Consider the following 14,507-nt stretch of genomic DNA (forward strand, 5'->3'; position numbering starts at 1 on the left):
CGGGGTGAGGCGGCAGGGCGGGGGCAACCAGAAAGATTAGTTTGGACGCCTGTAGACATGTTGATACTGGGCACATAAGCCCGGGTTACCGATTGGGGGTGATCGTTTAACAGTGTTTGCAACGCCAACAACTATCAACTCTGACACAAGAGACGGGTTCCGCTGATTGTGTATAGGTTCAACGTGGGGTGGAAGGACACGGATACCTGGCGGCTGACCAGAAAAAATCGCGGGAGGCTCTTCCCCCGCGGGGCGCGTTGTCGCCCTGTCTCTCTACCTGGCTAGGGCACGACTCTGGCCGGGCTGGCCGAACCTCGGACTCGTCTGGCTCGCCGGCTATCGTGCCGGCGTCCACAATCGACGGAGCCGTCGTTGAGTCGGTGGTGCGAGCGAAGCTCGACGATGACGGGCGCGAGCTTCTTGAGGAGGTCGGTGGTCGGTGTCCTGACGTATTCCGCGAGGATGGCGGTGGCCTGGACGGCCAGCTCTTCCTCTGGACTGCGGGGTGCCATTGCCTTGAGGCTCCCTGGTTCGGCGATCATGGGTGGGCAGAATCTACCCCATGAAGTTCTCGGTGGGAGAAGTTGCAAGTTGCGTTTAGCCCGAAAACACGAAAGGCCCCCTCCATCCAGGGGATGAAGGGGGCCTTTGGGGTGAAGATCACAAGTGGTTGTACCAGTAGTCGACCAGCTCGTCCGCCTTGGCGTGCAGGGCCGATACGGCGCCATCGTTGCCGACCTGGGCGTTGACCGGCCACTTGTCCAGCGCGGTCTCGGTGATGTGGTTGTCGTCGAGGAGCTGGCCGCCGCGGACGACGCGCACGAGCCGGCCAGCGTTCTCGGTGATGAACTCGGCTTCGTTCGGGTAGCGCACGTCGGTCAGGACGACCGGTCCGGGCGTGTTCCCTACCTGCTGGCGAACGGCGTTGACCCAGATGTCCGGGTCGGTGTGGCGGCGGATGGCGTCGCCGTGCGCTTGGAGCAGGCGCCGGACCTCGCGGACCTCCTTGGCCTTTTCCCAGCCCACCTCGGTCACGAGTGACTTGAGGCGGGTGGTTCCCCACCTCGCCTCCGAGCCCGGCCCCCAGACCACACCGGTTTCGTCCAGGTGAACAGGGATCACTGGGTCCAGCTCGCTCATGACGGCCTTGAGTGCGTCGGCGAACGCGACGCGGGTGAAGCCGTGGTGCTCGATGAGGCGGCGGGCGAAGGTGTCCTTGCCGGCGCGCTTCTTGCCGGTAACGCCGATCACGAGGGTGGCCATGCAACGCTCCAGGAAAGTCGGGGACTGGTCCCCCGGACCTCTGCGCGTTTGCGGCCTGGTGCTCAGGCGTGCCGGATCTTGAGGTTCTCAATCTCGGCGAGCATCTCGCGGAGGCGGCGCTCCAAGTCGTGGATCTCGGCCTTCATGGAGGCTTTTTCCTCGGCCCAGGTCGCGCGCTCCGCGGCGTGCCGGGCGTCGGACTCGGCGAGCTGGGATCGGAGACGGGCGTTGTCGGCCTCCAGCTCGTCGCGGGCGCGCGCGACAACGGCAAGCGACTGGTCGAGGGTGGCCAGGTTCGCCGACTGGACTCCCTCCGGGGACTTCCGCTTGCGCCGGGCGCTCCACCACTTGGCGAGGTCGACGGCGTACTTGAGCAGGCCGGCGGCGATGAGCGCGACGAGGACTTCCGTCCAGTTCACTCGCCACGCTCCTTTCGTATGCGTCGTGCGCCCTTCTGGATGTCGACGATGCGCCGGAAGTGCGTTGCCCGGATGAGCGAGACCAGCGACAGGCTGGCGAACGCGGCGAGCCCGGCGAGCCCGGAGGCGTGGAGGACGACGAACACGGCGATGGCGTAGACGGCGAAGCACCCGGCGGTGAGCTGGAGGCCGGACGCCACGACGAGCGGGTACGGGCGCGACGGCGACCGCAGGCCGACGGCGATGGTGGTCCCGCCCACGGTCAGCGCGGCCGACCACACCATGAAGGCGGCCTTGCCGACGAGGGTGAGGAGCGACGGCGGGGCGCCCGCCCCGAGAAGGAACGGAAGTCCCATAAGGACGGCCACGAGGCAGACGATGACCTCGAAGGGGAAGTTGGTGATGACTTTCGGCGTGAGGGGGGCGGCCATCTCACGCGTGCGCGCCCTCCAGGCGCCGTAGCGGCTCACCGCTCGGTCCAATCGGTGTTCTTGGGCGTGACCTGCGAGCGCGCGCTCTCCACGGCGGGGACGGCAAGGAGCAGGGCGAGGGGCCCGGTGATCGCGGTGACCGCTGATCCGGCGACCAGGCCGACGGTGACGGCGAGCGCGGCGAGGGCGAGGAGGGTGGTGTAAACGCGACGCCGAAGGGGCTCGTGGGCGGGGTCGTAGAAGCGGCGGATCGTGTCGACGATGTCCGAGAGGGGAAGCATCGTGCTCCTTCCGATGGTCAGATGGCGGGGACGTCCGCGCTGGGCGGGGCGGCGTCGGTAATCAGGCCGGCCGCCGCTTCGGCCTTCTGGCGGGCCTCGGCCTCGCGGACGCGGGCTTCCTCTTGGAGCGCGGCGAGCTGGTCGACGACGGGTGCGGTGACCTGCTGGGCCTCGAAGGTCATGAGGGTGGTGGTGACCCAGTGCTTGAGCACCGCGCGGACGGCGGCGTCGTCGTCGAGGTCCGCGGTGATCGTCGGGTAGGTCCCCCGCATCGCGGCGATGATGCGGGGGACCAGCACGGCCGGGACCAGGAGCCCAGCGACGGGGACAGGGGCGGTGGGGTCGGTCATGCTGCTGGCCACGGGGCCGCTCCGTTCTCGGTCCAGGCTGCGCGGTGAAGGTCGTCCTGCTCGGCGGGTGTCAGCTCGCCGGCGAGGAGCGCGTCCCACCGGTCGTCCTCGACGTCGGCTTCTCGCCGCGCCCAGCCGAGTCCGCGGAGGCCGCGCGGGAGGTCCTCGTCGCCGATCTCGCGCGTCTGCATGAGGACGCGCTGGGTTTCGGGGTCGAGTGCCAGAAAGACGTGTGGCACGGTGGCTCCTTCTCGGTTATTGCGTGTACCAGATCCGGAGTCGGCAATCGGAGAACTTGCCGTAGTAGGCGTAGTTCGAGCCGTTCCCGGGGCCGAGCGTGACGACGGTGGCGCGGCCGTTGTAGTTGTCGTTGTTCGTGCCGCGAAAGAACGGGAACCAGTCCGACGGGACGGTGACGGTCTTGCCGCCGGGCTTCGGGTAGCCGCCGACGTACCAGTCCCCGCGGAACTTATACGGACTCGGGCCGACGCCCCGCTGGTCGGAGATGTTCAGAATGGCCGTGCCGCCGTTGCTGTAGTACCAGTGCGTCGAGTACAGGTAGACGTCAACGCGGTCGACGGTGCCGGTGATGGTCGGCAGGTTGAACCAGAACTGCCCGCGGCCGTCTCCGTTGTAGCCGGAGGGGTCCATGCCCTGGATCACCTCGGAGACGTCGGTCCGGAGGGAGCCGTTGCCGCGGTAGGTAGCGCGGCCCGCGGGCGCCAGGTCTGCGTAGTACTGCTGGACCGGGGCGCCGGAGGGCGGGGCGGGCGGTCCTCCGTAGAGCGTCCCGCCTGCCTGGGTGAAGACACCCGTTGCGCCGGAGCCGGCCGGGCCGAGGTCGGTGACGACGAGGTTGATGGTCTGCGAGGCGAGGACGTAGATGTCGGAGTCCGAGGTGGAGCCGCCGCGCTCAACGGTGAGGAGCAGGCGGTGCCGGCCGGTCGTCTCGGCGATGAACTCGGCGTTGCCGCCGAAGGTGAGGAACGTGTTCCCGGCCGGGGAGGTCGTCCACCAGACCTCTTCGCTCGGGGTGGTGATCGTGGGTGCCGGACAGGTCTCCGGGTCGCTCTCCGGCGCGTGGGTGCGCAGGAGGTTCCAGCGGCTCTCCGTGATGGAGAGCGAGGACTTCCAGCCGGCGCGGAAGTTGAACTGGTAGCGGCGGCCCTTGCGGAGCCGGACGGAGACCTCGGCGACGCCGACGCGGCTCCGGATCGGGCCCAGGTCGGCGGACAGGCGGCCCTCGAAGTAGCCCGGCGAGGCGGAGGCGACGTCGCCGAGGAGATCCGACAGCGAGCGGCCCTGGATCACGGCGTCGCCGGTCACGTTCAGGCCGGTGAAGTTGCCCTGACCGGTGTCGTCGACCGACGCGACGAGGTTGCCTGTGGTGTCGACGACCGCGAAGTAGTCGTTAGTGGACGTGCCGAGGCGGATGACCTCGTCAGTGCTGCCGTCGTCGGGGTCCTGGCGGTAGACGCGGAAGCCGTCGGAGGCCATCTCGGCGTGCGTGCCGAACTGGGGACCGGCGATGATCGCTTATGGTCTCCCAGACTGGCGTCGTCGCGTCATGCTTTGAAACGGCCGTGGGCTCATCGACATGGCAACGTCCCGTCTTCGCCTTCATCGTTGTTTGTTGTTGAGACGCGATCTATACATAGTGATGTGCGAGGGCACGGCGGCGGTTCACGCGGGCGCGGCCCAGGTCGATCTTCGTATCATCGGATCATGACTGAACTCCGCGCCCTCGGCCGCTCCGCGCTCCGCGTCTCCTCGTTCTGCCTGGGCGGCAACGTCTTCGGCTGGACCGCCGACCAGGAGCAGTCGGTCGCGGTGCTCGACGCCTACACGGCCGCCGGCGGCAACTTCATCGACACCTCCGACTCGTACATGAACTACTTCCCCGAGCAGGGCAACCAGCCGGGCCAGTCCGAGACGATCATCGGCGGCTGGCTGGCCCGCCGGGACCGCGACAGCGTGGTCGTCGCGACCAAGGTCGGCGACCACCCGCAGTACCTGGGCCTCAAGCCGGCCACCATCAAGGCCGCCGCGGACGAATCACTGCGGCGGCTGCGCACCGACCACATCGACCTCTACTACACCCACTTCGACCGGGACGAGACCATCCCGGTCGAGGACATCATCACCGCGCTCGACGACCTGGTGAAGGCCGGCAAGGTCCGCACGATCGCGACGTCCAACATCAGCCCCGAACGGCTTTCGGCCTCGCTGGCCTTCTCCGAGCGTGAGGGCCTGGCACGCTACGAGGTGCTTCAGCCGCAGTACAACCTCGTCTCGCGGGACACCTACGAAGGCCCGAAGCGGGACATCGTGCAGCGTGCGGGGCTGTCCTGCGTGCCGTACTTCGCGCTCGCCTCGGGCTTCCTCACCGGCAAGTACCGTCCCGGTGAGACGGTCGACAACCCGCGGGCCATCCCGGGCATGGCCGGCGGCTACGCCGACACCGAGCGGGGGGTGAAGGTGCTCCAGGCCCTGGAGGACGTCGCGACCGCGCACGAGGTCGAGCTGGCCACGGTGGCCGTGGCCTGGCTCGCCCGGCAGCCGACGGTCGCCTCGCCGATCGCGTCCGCCCGCACCGTCGAGCAGTTGAAGGCGCTGTTCGCGCTGGACGACCTGCGCCTGTCCGACGGCGAGCTGGAGACCCTGGACACGGCCTCGGCCTTCTAGTTCAGCAGCGTCCGCGGAGACGGGTCGTCGAGCAGGGCGGTGATGCGGTAGCGCTCCGCCCAGCGCCCGGTGGCCCAGGCGAACGCCCGCGCCAGGCCCTCCGAGGTGTCGGCCGCGTGCAGCCGCCCGTCCGACCACCAGGGAACGTCGTGGGCGGCCCCGTCGAGCGTGACGGTCAGCGGGTCGTGCAGCAGCGGGCCGCCGTCCGGCAGCACCAGTCCGAGCTGGTCGGCGACCAGCCGCAGCGCGGGCAGCTCGGCCCAGGGCACGTACTCGCCCACGCTGGTCACCTCGGCGCTCAGGCTGCTGGCCGGCGGCAGGTCGAGCAGTTCGGCCAGCCGCTCGGGCTCGTCGGGCGCGGCGACGACCCGGGCCGGGTCCAGCGCCGCGGCGGGCCAGGGCACGTCGAGGACCACGGCGAGCTCGGCCTCGGCCACCGAACCGTCGGCGACCCGCACGCGCACGGGCGCACCCAGTTCCTCGACGTCCACATCGGACGCCGTCAGGGCCCGGTGCGCCCGGGCGGCCAGGCCCGGCGAAACCGTGCGGCCGGCGTCGCCGAGGCGGTCGAGCAGATCGGCGGCGTCCTCCACAGTGGACAAGGTCAGTCCGGTCCGGACACCGGCGGCGAGCAGGAGGTCTTCGGTCAGGCCGAGATCGGGCACCACGTCGTACAGCCCGGACAGCTCGACCGCCTCGGACAGCCGCCACGACCCGGGCGCTTCGCCGGCCAGCAGCGCATAGCGGGCGAGCCACCAGCGGGCGTGCCCCTCCGGCGTGTGCAGCGCCTGCCAGGTCTCGGGCCGGGCCGCCAGCAGCCGGAGCGCGGCGGGCCAGGCGTCGTCGGCGACCAGGTCGAGGTCGCGCACCGCCACGACGGTCGGCGGCTGCGGCTCCAGCGAGTCCCACCAGGACTCCTCGTCGGGCAGGCCGTGGTCGGGCTCGTGCGGCTCCTCGTCGCGGACCACGGCGAACGAATCCAGCACCCCGGTCGCCACCAGGGTGGCCTGCGGCCAGTCCCCGGCGAACTCGTCGTCGAGCACGGACATCGCGCCGTCGGGCTCGAACACCTCGGGGTCGAACACGTCCAGCAGCGGGGATTCGGGCAGCACCAGCTCGTCCGCGCGCCGCCAGCCGTCCTCGGCGGGCAGCGCGAGCGCGCCCGCCCACTCCGGCGCCCGGTCGCCGCACTCGGCGATCAGCCGCAGCACCGCGCCGGCGAGGTTCATCCCGTCCGAACCGGACCGGACGTCCTCGACACTGCGCTCCACCGCGTAACGCACCTGATCGGCCTCGAGCAACTGCCGGGCGTCCGCGTGCTTGGCCCCCAAGCGCTCCAGCAGCGCGTGCGCGGCGGCCGGGTGGACCAGGCGCAGCCCCGGAACGTCCACATCGGACAGCAGAGCCAGCAGTTCGTTCGAGCCGTCCACGAGCAGCGCCCCGCGGGCGCCGGGCAGCGTGCGGCCGTCCGACAGCGGGACGGGCAGCCCGTCGAGCTGCGCGGGCGAGACATCGTGGGTGTCGACGGCGATGGCGAGCGCCGCGTAGATGCGGTGCCACCACTCGGGTTCACGGCTGATACCGGTCAACCGGTCCAGCACCTCCGCGACGGAGAGCGGCTGGGCGAACACCGGCTTGAGCACGCGGGCCGCGCCCGGCGGGGCGGGCACCAGCCCGGGCACCAGGTCGGCCAGCAGCGGCGGCAGACCCGGCACGTCGACGTCGAGGACCCGGGCCTGCCGTCCGCTGATCTCCGTACCGTCCTGAGTGGACAGCCACGGCTCCTCGGCCAGCACGGCGAAGACCAGGTCGCGCAGCTGGGCGTCCACTGTAGAGCGGGGGAAACCGGCCACCGGCACGAGCGCGAACCGGTGCTCGGCCGGGATGGCCCGGACGAGTCCGACGTAGTCCTTCGCCGCCGCTTCCAGCGCCGCGGTGAGGGCCGCGCCGGGCAGCACGCGCCGTCGCGACGGCTCGACCGGTACCGTCGCGATGAGCCGCGCGGGCAGCGAGAGCGCGTCGTCGGTCGGGGTCGGGGCGTGGAGGACGTCCTCTTCGAGGGGCAAGGGCACCCCGTCCCCGTCGACCGGGACGGCCCAGCCCTCGTGGGTCAGCCAGCGACGGTCGCCACCCGGGCCGCGGATCTCGACGAGCTGATCGCCGCTGCGCATCCAGACCCGGCCGTCGACCTCCACCTCGGCCAGCCACGGCAGGGCCAGCAGCAGGTCCGGGAGTTCGGCCGCGAGGCCGCCGAGCAGGCTTCGGGCCGCTTCCGGGTCCCGCAGCGGCAGCCGAACCTCGGTGTCGTACCCGGCCGGAGGCTGCTCGTCGGTCGGCCAGAGCAGGCGCAGCACGGGGACTTCGCCTTCGCGCTCGGCCGCCTCGCGAGTACGGCTCGCGGAGAAGACCACCCCGCCGGTGGTCGAAACCACCCGCGGTTCGTCGGTCACGGTCAGCACGGCGGCGAACCCGACGCCGAACCGCCCGACCGTGTCCTGCTGCTCCTTGCCCGAGGCCCGCAGCGAAGCCAGCGACTCGACGCCTCGCGGGTCCAGCGGCGTCCCGGTGTTCGCCACCCGCAACTCACCGTCCACAACGGACACCCGCACCCGCCCGGGCGCCTTGGCCGCGAAGGCCGCGTCGGCCGCGTTCTGCGCCAGCTCGACGAACAGCCGGTCCCGGTACGCGCCGACCCGCAGGTCGCGCTCGGCGTTGGTGTCCTCGGTGAACCGCGTCGGGGAGTCCCGCCACGCGCGCAGCATCGCCGCGCGCAGCCGCTCGGTCCCGAACGGATCCCGGTCAGCCGCGCTCGTCACCGGCCGGTGTCGGCGGCGTCGGTGCCTTCGGAGGTGGCATCGGCGGGAGCGTCTTGAACGGCAGTGCCGGTGGCCGCCTCTTCGACCTCAGCGGCGTTCGCCACCGGATCCACCGGCTGGACCAGCGGCTCGGCCACGACGGCGTCCGGCACCGCGGCCGACTGCGCGATCTCCGCGGCGGGCGACTCGGTCTCCACGGACTCGGCCTCAGCGGGCTCGGCCTCCGCGGACTCGATCTCCACAGGGCCGGTCTCCACGGACTTGGCCTCGGAGGACCCGGTCTCCACGGGCTCGGTCTCGGCGGCGGCCGACTCCGTCTCGGCGGACTCGGTCTTCTCGATCCCCTCGGGGGCCTCGGCCGGGGCAGGGGTCTCCTCGTCGGCCGGGGCGGCCTTGTCCTCGGCGACCTCCTCCACCGCGACCGCGGCGGCCGCTTCCGGCTCCACCGTCTCGGCGGTCACCGTCTCGGCGGTCACGGCTTCCTCGGTCTCGGCGACCGTCTCGGCCTCCACCGGAACGGCAGCGGCAGCCGTGGCCACGCCCGGCGCCGGGGCGAAGTCCAGCAGCGAGTCGTCGTACACCAGCTCCGCGACCGGGATCGAGGAGGTGATCTCGACCTCCACCTCCGAGTGCGCGCCGCAGCCGTACTCGACGTCGACGATGTGGCCGTCGGCCGGGGAGATGTCGTTGGTGCAGCCGCCGAACGAACCACGCAGCGAGCCCGCGAGCGGCACGAAGAAGCCGCACGCGCCGCAGGTGCCGGGGGCGCTGCGGGCCATGTCCGAGCGCGGGCCGAACTCGCCTTCGTGCCAGCGGGCCGCGGCGTCCTGGCGGCCGAAGCGGGAGAGCACGTGCACGCGGCCGAGCCCGGCCTCGTGCGCGACCTCCTCGACCGCCGGGTCGTCGGACTGCAGGTACGCCGGCACCAGCCGCGCGTCGTCCTTGTCGGCCGGGAAGATGTCGCCGACCCCGAGGTCGCCGGCGCGGACCCGCTGCTCCCACGGCACCCAGGTCGGCGCGACCAGCGCCGCCGGACCGGGCACGAGCGCGAGCTCGCTGACCGTGACCGGCTGGTCGGGCCCGGCCAGCGCGACCGTCACCGACCAGTGCCAGCCGAGGTAGCCGGGCACCGAGGCTTCGAACAGGTGGCTCGCCGAGACGGCGTCCTCCCGTTCCACGCCGGCGTGCTCGCCGACCTGGTCAGCCGGGGCGTCGGCCAGCACGGCGGCGCGCGCCACGTCGGCGGCGTCGGCGAGCTTGCGGTGGATCGAGCCGTCGTCCAGGGTCAACAGCAGCGTCATGCCCCCAATTGTGCCGCACGCATCCGCGCCGCCCGTGCCAGGCTGTGCTAGTGCGAAACCCGATCATCTGGCCGCTGCTGGCCGTCGCCCTCGCGAGCGGCTGCGCGGGCACCCAGGCGGAGCCGGCCGCGCCGGAGCGGCTGACCGTCCAGGTGCTGGGCACGCTGCCCCACGACACCTCCGCGTTCACCGAGGGGCTCGAGTTCTCCGGCACCACGCTGTACGAGAGCCGCGGCCTCGCCGGGCAGTCGGCTCTCACCGCCGGACCGGCCGGGCAGTCGCCGGCCACCCGCGTGGCCCTGCCGGCGCCGCTGTTCGGCGAGGGCGTCACCGTGCTCGGGACCAAGCTGTGGCAGTTGACCTGGCAGGACGGCTTCGCCATCGAGCGTGATTCGAAGACCCTCGCCGATCTGCGCCGGGTGCCGTTCGAGGGTGAGGGCTGGGGTCTGTGCCACCAGCCCGACGGCCGGCTGGTGATGAGCAACGGCACCGCCAAGCTCACTTTCCGTGACCCGCAGACGTTTGCGGTAACCGGCAGTGTCGACGTGGGCGTGGACCAGCTCAACGAACTCGAGTGCGTCGGTGACACGGTGTATGCGAACGTGTGGCAGACCGGCAAGATCCTCCGCATCGACGCGAACACCGGCCACGTCACCGGCAGCATCGACGCGAGCGGCCTGCGCACCCCGCTCCACCCGGGCGAAGACGTGCTCAACGGCATCGCCGCGATCCCCGGCACCGACGAGTTCCTGGTCACGGGCAAGCTGTGGCCGGCCACGTTCCGGGTGAGGTTCGTCCCCGAAACTCCGCGAAACCGCTCAGGAGCGGGCGGAACGCCGTCCGGATGAGGCAGGATTGACCGGTGGCACTCTTCGGTTCCCGCTCCGATCCCGACGGCCCGAGTTCCGGCCGTCCGGGTCAGGGGCGCGGCCGGAAGTCCAAGCGACGCTGGACGCCGGAGCCCGGCTCCACCCCGGCCCGCTCCTGGCGGGAGGCCCCGCCCCCGGCCGCGAACCCGCAGCCCACCAGGGTCGAACACCCGGTCGAGCCGCCCCGGGCCCGGCCCGGGCCGCACACCGCCGAGCCACCGCGGGCGCAGCCGTACCCGGCCGAGTCACCGCCGGCGCGACCCCGGCCGTACCCGGCCGAGCCGCCACGCGCGCGGCCCGAGCCCGCCCCGGCGAGGCTCCGGCCCGAACCGGCCCCGCGCGCCGAGCACCGGCCGCCGGAACGCCCCCGGTCCGCCGAAGACGCGCCCCGAAGCAGCCGCTTCTACGACGACGCGGCACCCCACGAACCCGGTGGGCGCCGTCCGCCGCCGCGAGTAGCCCGGCCCTACCCGTCGCCGGAGCAGCGCACCGAGCCGGTGCGCCCGCGCGGTTACCAGGACCGGCCCCGCAGTGACGAGTACGAGCACTACGACACCGGCGGCTACGCGGGTGAGCCCCGCATCGACCCGGACGCCGATCGAGATCTTCGCACCGCGGCCGTTCCCGGTGCGGGCTCGATCCCGAAGCTGCCGAAGAAGCTGACCGTCACGAGGGTGGCCGCGCTGCGCGGCCGACAGCTGAGCGGCCGGGCCATCGGCCTGTTCCAACGCGCCACCAAGGCCGACGGCGCGGACAAGTCCGGCCTGACGGCGCTGATGTACGCGGTGATGCTCAACTACGCCAGCGACGCGGCGATGGCCATCGCGCTGGCGAACACCCTGTTCTTCGCCGCCACCAGCGGGGAGAGCAAGGGCAAGGTGGCGCTCTACCTGCTGATCACCATCGCCCCGTTCGCACTGGTCGCGCCGGTGATCGGACCGGCGCTGGACAAGATCCAGCACGGCCGCCGGTTCGCCATGGGCGTGGCTTCGATCGGCCAGGGCCTGATGGCCGTGGTGATGGCCCTGCACTTCGACGACTGGCTGCTCTACCCGGCCGCGCTCGGCATGATGGTGCTGTCCAAGTCGTTCACCGTGCTCAAGGCCGCGATCACCCCGCGGGTGGTGCCGCCGGAGATCACGCTGTCGAAGACGAACGCCCGGATCACCGTGTTCGGCCTGGCCGCCGCCGGGGTGTTCGGTGCGCTGGCCAGCGGGGTCAACAGCATCTGGGGCTCGGCGGGCGCGCTGTGGTTCACCGCGGCCATCTGCGTGGCCGCGGCCGTGCAGTCGATGCGGATCCCGTCCTGGGTCGAGGTGACCGAGGGCGAGGTGCGAAAATGCTTTTCGTTTTTATTTGATCTGGTTTCTGTTCCTCGGTGTGCTTCCCTTTCTCCCTCCTTTTCTTTCCCCCCCTCCTCTTTTCTTCCCTTTTTCTCCTCCTCTCCTCTCCGCTGATTCTTCTCGCGCGCGCGGCTCCTGCCCGCGGGCCGGCGTCCTCCGGCACCACGAGCAGCCGCGGAATGGCCTGGGTGAGCGGCACCAGGCGCGCGGAAACCTTGGTGCGCGAGAACTTCCCGCCCGAGGGCAGCACCAGCTCGATCGCGGTGTCTCCCGCGACCTCGTCTCCCCAGAGCGCCAGCACCCCGTCCCGCGGCGGATCCGACGGGACGTAGGTGGCCTGGGTGCGCGTGCCGAACTCCACGCCCAGCACCGTAGGCCAGGGGTCCGACAAAACGCGCGACGGCGGGGCGGAAGTCCCGTTCGCGACCCGTCAGCGCGGCAGGCCGAGCAGCAGTTCGGCCGCGGTGGTGCGCAGGAGTTGCGTTGTACCGCCTGCGATGGAGAGGCACCGGCTGCGCAGGAACTCGTGCGACTCCTCCCCCCGGACTCCAGCGCGAGCGGTCCCCCCAGCTCCGGCGCGAACTCCGCCACCTTCTGCCGGTGCTGCACCCCGCCCAGCCACTGCACCACCCGGACCGAACCCGCCGGAGCCCCCGGGTCGCGAGGTGGCGGCCCAGTCGTGGATCGCCGCGGCCTGTTCCTCGGTGAGCGCGACCGGCATCGGTTCTTCGCGCGGGTACGGGACCAATTCCGGTTATAGAACGTGTTTCAGTTCCACGGCCAGCGTGTCCCCAGATGAACGTTTCACCAGGAGAAGTACGCTCACCCCAGAACTGGAACGAGTTCCGGACCTGGAGGAGAGTGCCGATGCCGGGCAAGGCAAAAGCGGCGAAGGCCCGGTCGAACGGGCTCGGCTCGATCGGCGACGAAGTCGGGTCCGCGGCGCAGCGCGACCGCCGCCGCCGCATCATCGACGCGACCCTGGCGCTCGCGTCCAAGGGCGGGTACGACGCCGTGCAGATGCGGTCCGTGGCCGAGAAGGCCGACGTCGCGCTAGGCACGCTGTACCGCTACTTCCCGTCGAAAGTCCACCTGCTCGTGTCCGGCCTGGCCCGGCAGTTCGAGCGGGCGCAGGAAACGCTGGAGCGCACCGCGATCCCGGGCGAGACCCCCGCGCAGCGGCTGCTGTTCGTGCTGGGCCGCACCACCCGGCTGATGCAGCGCGACCCGCACCTGACCGAGGCGATGGTGCGCGCCTTCATGTTCGCCGACACCTCCGCCGCCGCCGAGGTGGAGTTGGTCGGGCGGCAGCTGGAGGAGATGTTCGCGCGGGCCCTGGGGATCGAGGAGCCGACCGGCGCCGACCGCGACATCTTCCACGTGGTCGGCGACGTCTGGATGGCCAGCCTGGTGGCCTGGGTGACCCGCCGGGCTTCCGCGGCCGACGTCGCGAACCGGCTGGAGCTCTCGGTCCACCTGCTCTTGGGCGAGTGAAGGGGCCCGCGGCGCACCGCAGGCCCCTCCTCTGAGCTCAGGCGCTCAGCTTCGGCAGCACTTCCCGGCCGAAGGTGTCGAGGAACGCGTCCTGGTTGCGGCCCACGTTGTGGATGTAGATCCGGTTGAAGCCGGCGTCCACGTACTTCTGCAGCGCGGCGCGGTGCACGTCCGGATCGGAGGAGACGACCATGCGGCCCTCGAAGTCCTCGCGGCGCACCAGCTTCGCCATCTGCTGGAAGTCGAACGGCGAGCGCACGTCGGCCTTCGGGAACTTCATCCCGCCGTTGGGCCACTGGTCCATCGCGTTGGCCCACGCCGTCTCGTCGTCCTCGGCCCAGGACAGGTGCACCTGCAGCAGCTTCGGCATCTCGTCCGGGTCCTTGCCGGCCTTCTTCGCGCCCGCGTTGAAGTTCTCGATGATCCCGCCCAGCTTGTCGATCGACGCGCCCGGCGTGATCAGCCCGTCGGCCAGCTCGCCGGTCTTGCGCGAGGTGTACGGGCCGGCCGAGGCGATGTACACCGGCGGCGGCGGGCCGTCGGGCAGCGTCCACAGGCGGGTGGTGTGCAGCTTGAAGAACTCGCCGTTGTGCTTGACGTCCTTGCCGGTGAACAGCTTCCGGATCACCTCCAGCGCCTCGAACATCCGCCGCACGCGCTCGGGCGCCTCCGGCCAGTAGCCGCTGATGATGTGCTCGTTGAGCGCCTCACCGGACCCGATGCCCAGCCAGGTGCGTCCGGGGTAGGTGGCCTCCAGGGTGGCCGCGGCCTGCGCGACCATCGCCGGGTGCAGCCGGAACGACGGGCAGGTCACGCCCGGCCCCAGGTCGCCCGTGGTGTTCTCGGCCAGCGAGGCCAGCACGCTCCACACGAACGAGGCCTCACCCTGTTGCGGGACCCACGGCTGGAAGTGGTCCGCCGCCATCTGCCCGGAGAAGCCCCGCTCCTCCGCGGCCTTCGCCAACCGGATCGACTCCCGCGGCGAGAACTGCTCCAGCGCCGCCGCCAGGCCGATTTGCACGTCACTCACGCGATTTCCGCTCCTTCACCGATACTCTTCGACGATCTTGGCCAGGTGGTCCAGCCGGCTCAGGGTCGGCGCCTCCGGATGCGCGCCGACCAGGAACGTGATGCTCTCCACGCCCGCCTCGGCGTAGGCGTCGAGCAAAGCGCGGTTCTTGCTGCCCACGGTGTACATCGACAGCGGGGTGCCGGGCGCGAACTCGTCCCGCATCGCCACCAGCGGGGCCACGTT

At 71.3% G+C, this 14,507-nt stretch carries 13 protein-coding genes and 2 pseudogenes; 4 read left to right on the plus strand and 11 right to left on the minus strand.

What is annotated here, in order from left to right; genetic code table 11:
- Positions 1–660 precede the first annotated feature (660 nt).
- From NYF13_RS36365 to NYF13_RS36395, 7 genes are all read right to left on the minus strand, one after another.
- Positions 661–1,263: a hypothetical protein gene (locus tag NYF13_RS36365; protein ID WP_315661908.1), complete on the minus strand. Its 603-nt coding sequence runs from the start codon at positions 1,261–1,263 to the stop codon at positions 661–663.
- A gap of 62 nt (positions 1,264–1,325) precedes the next feature.
- Positions 1,326–1,682 (minus strand): hypothetical protein, encoded by a 357-nt coding sequence (locus NYF13_RS36370; protein WP_315661907.1) that lies wholly within the window; start codon positions 1,680–1,682, stop codon positions 1,326–1,328.
- The gene (locus tag NYF13_RS36375) at positions 1,679–2,152 is read right to left on the minus strand and encodes a hypothetical protein (protein WP_315662597.1); all 474 of its coding nucleotides are present in this window, start codon (positions 2,150–2,152) and stop codon (positions 1,679–1,681) included. Before NYF13_RS36375 ends, NYF13_RS36370 begins: the two co-directional genes overlap by 4 nt.
- Complete coding sequence (locus NYF13_RS36380; RefSeq protein ID WP_315661905.1) at positions 2,149–2,394, minus strand: hypothetical protein; 246 nt, start codon at positions 2,392–2,394, stop codon at positions 2,149–2,151. Before NYF13_RS36380 ends, NYF13_RS36375 begins: the two co-directional genes overlap by 4 nt.
- 17 nt (positions 2,395–2,411) lie before the next feature.
- Positions 2,412–2,756 carry a hypothetical protein gene (locus NYF13_RS36385; RefSeq protein WP_315661904.1) on the minus strand — a complete coding sequence of 115 codons (345 nt, stop codon included), beginning with the start codon at positions 2,754–2,756 and terminating at the stop codon, positions 2,412–2,414.
- A complete protein-coding gene (locus NYF13_RS36390) occupies positions 2,741–2,983 on the minus strand; it encodes a hypothetical protein (RefSeq protein WP_315661903.1) in 243 nt (80 codons plus the stop codon). The genes NYF13_RS36385 and NYF13_RS36390 overlap by 16 nt, the downstream gene beginning before the upstream one ends.
- Positions 2,984–2,999: 16 nt before the next feature.
- Positions 3,000–4,241 (minus strand): hypothetical protein, encoded by a 1,242-nt coding sequence (locus NYF13_RS36395; RefSeq protein ID WP_315662598.1) that lies wholly within the window; start codon positions 4,239–4,241, stop codon positions 3,000–3,002.
- Between the two features lie 228 nt (positions 4,242–4,469).
- On the opposite strand from NYF13_RS36395, the gene NYF13_RS36400 reads away from it, so the two are divergent.
- Positions 4,470–5,429, plus strand: a complete 960-nt coding sequence (locus tag NYF13_RS36400) for an aldo/keto reductase (RefSeq protein ID WP_315655707.1) — start codon at positions 4,470–4,472, stop codon at positions 5,427–5,429.
- Here NYF13_RS36400 and NYF13_RS36405 read toward each other — a convergent pair.
- Both NYF13_RS36405 and NYF13_RS36410 read right to left on the minus strand, forming a co-directional pair.
- A complete protein-coding gene (locus tag NYF13_RS36405) occupies positions 5,426–8,191 on the minus strand; it encodes a sacsin N-terminal ATP-binding-like domain-containing protein (RefSeq protein WP_315657279.1) in 2,766 nt (921 codons plus the stop codon). The genes NYF13_RS36400 and NYF13_RS36405 overlap by 4 nt on opposite strands.
- A 50-nt stretch (positions 8,192–8,241) precedes the next feature.
- Entirely contained in the window at positions 8,242–9,546 is a 1,305-nt protein-coding gene (locus NYF13_RS36410) for a DUF3027 domain-containing protein (protein ID WP_315655706.1), read from the minus strand.
- Positions 9,547–9,596: 50 nt separating this feature from the next.
- On the opposite strand from NYF13_RS36410, the gene NYF13_RS36415 reads away from it, so the two are divergent.
- The 3 genes and pseudogenes from NYF13_RS36415 (at position 9,597) to kstR (ending at position 13,252) form a co-directional block, all read left to right on the plus strand.
- Positions 9,597–10,394, plus strand: a complete 798-nt coding sequence (locus NYF13_RS36415; RefSeq protein ID WP_315655705.1) for a glutaminyl-peptide cyclotransferase — start codon at positions 9,597–9,599, stop codon at positions 10,392–10,394.
- A 14-nt stretch (positions 10,395–10,408) separates the two neighbouring features.
- A pseudogene (locus NYF13_RS36420) lies at positions 10,409–11,749 on the plus strand (MFS transporter); the annotation flags it as partial.
- An 876-nt stretch (positions 11,750–12,625) separates the two neighbouring features.
- Positions 12,626–13,252, plus strand: a complete 627-nt coding sequence (gene kstR, locus NYF13_RS36430; protein WP_315660108.1) for a cholesterol catabolism transcriptional regulator KstR — start codon at positions 12,626–12,628, stop codon at positions 13,250–13,252.
- 37 nt (positions 13,253–13,289) lie between these two features.
- Here kstR and NYF13_RS36435 read toward each other — a convergent pair whose 3' ends face one another.
- Together NYF13_RS36435 and NYF13_RS36440 are read right to left on the minus strand one after the other, a co-directional pair.
- Positions 13,290–14,282, minus strand: a complete 993-nt coding sequence (locus tag NYF13_RS36435; RefSeq protein WP_315660109.1) for a TIGR03557 family F420-dependent LLM class oxidoreductase — start codon at positions 14,280–14,282, stop codon at positions 13,290–13,292.
- 15 nt (positions 14,283–14,297) lie between these two features.
- Positions 14,298–14,507: pseudogene (locus tag NYF13_RS36440) on the minus strand (hypothetical protein); the annotation flags it as partial.

Origin of the sequence: Amycolatopsis sp. PS_44_ISF1 (assembly GCF_032335455.1) — a bacterium.
In the GTDB taxonomy this organism is placed as follows: Bacteria; Actinomycetota; Actinomycetes; order Mycobacteriales; family Pseudonocardiaceae; genus Amycolatopsis.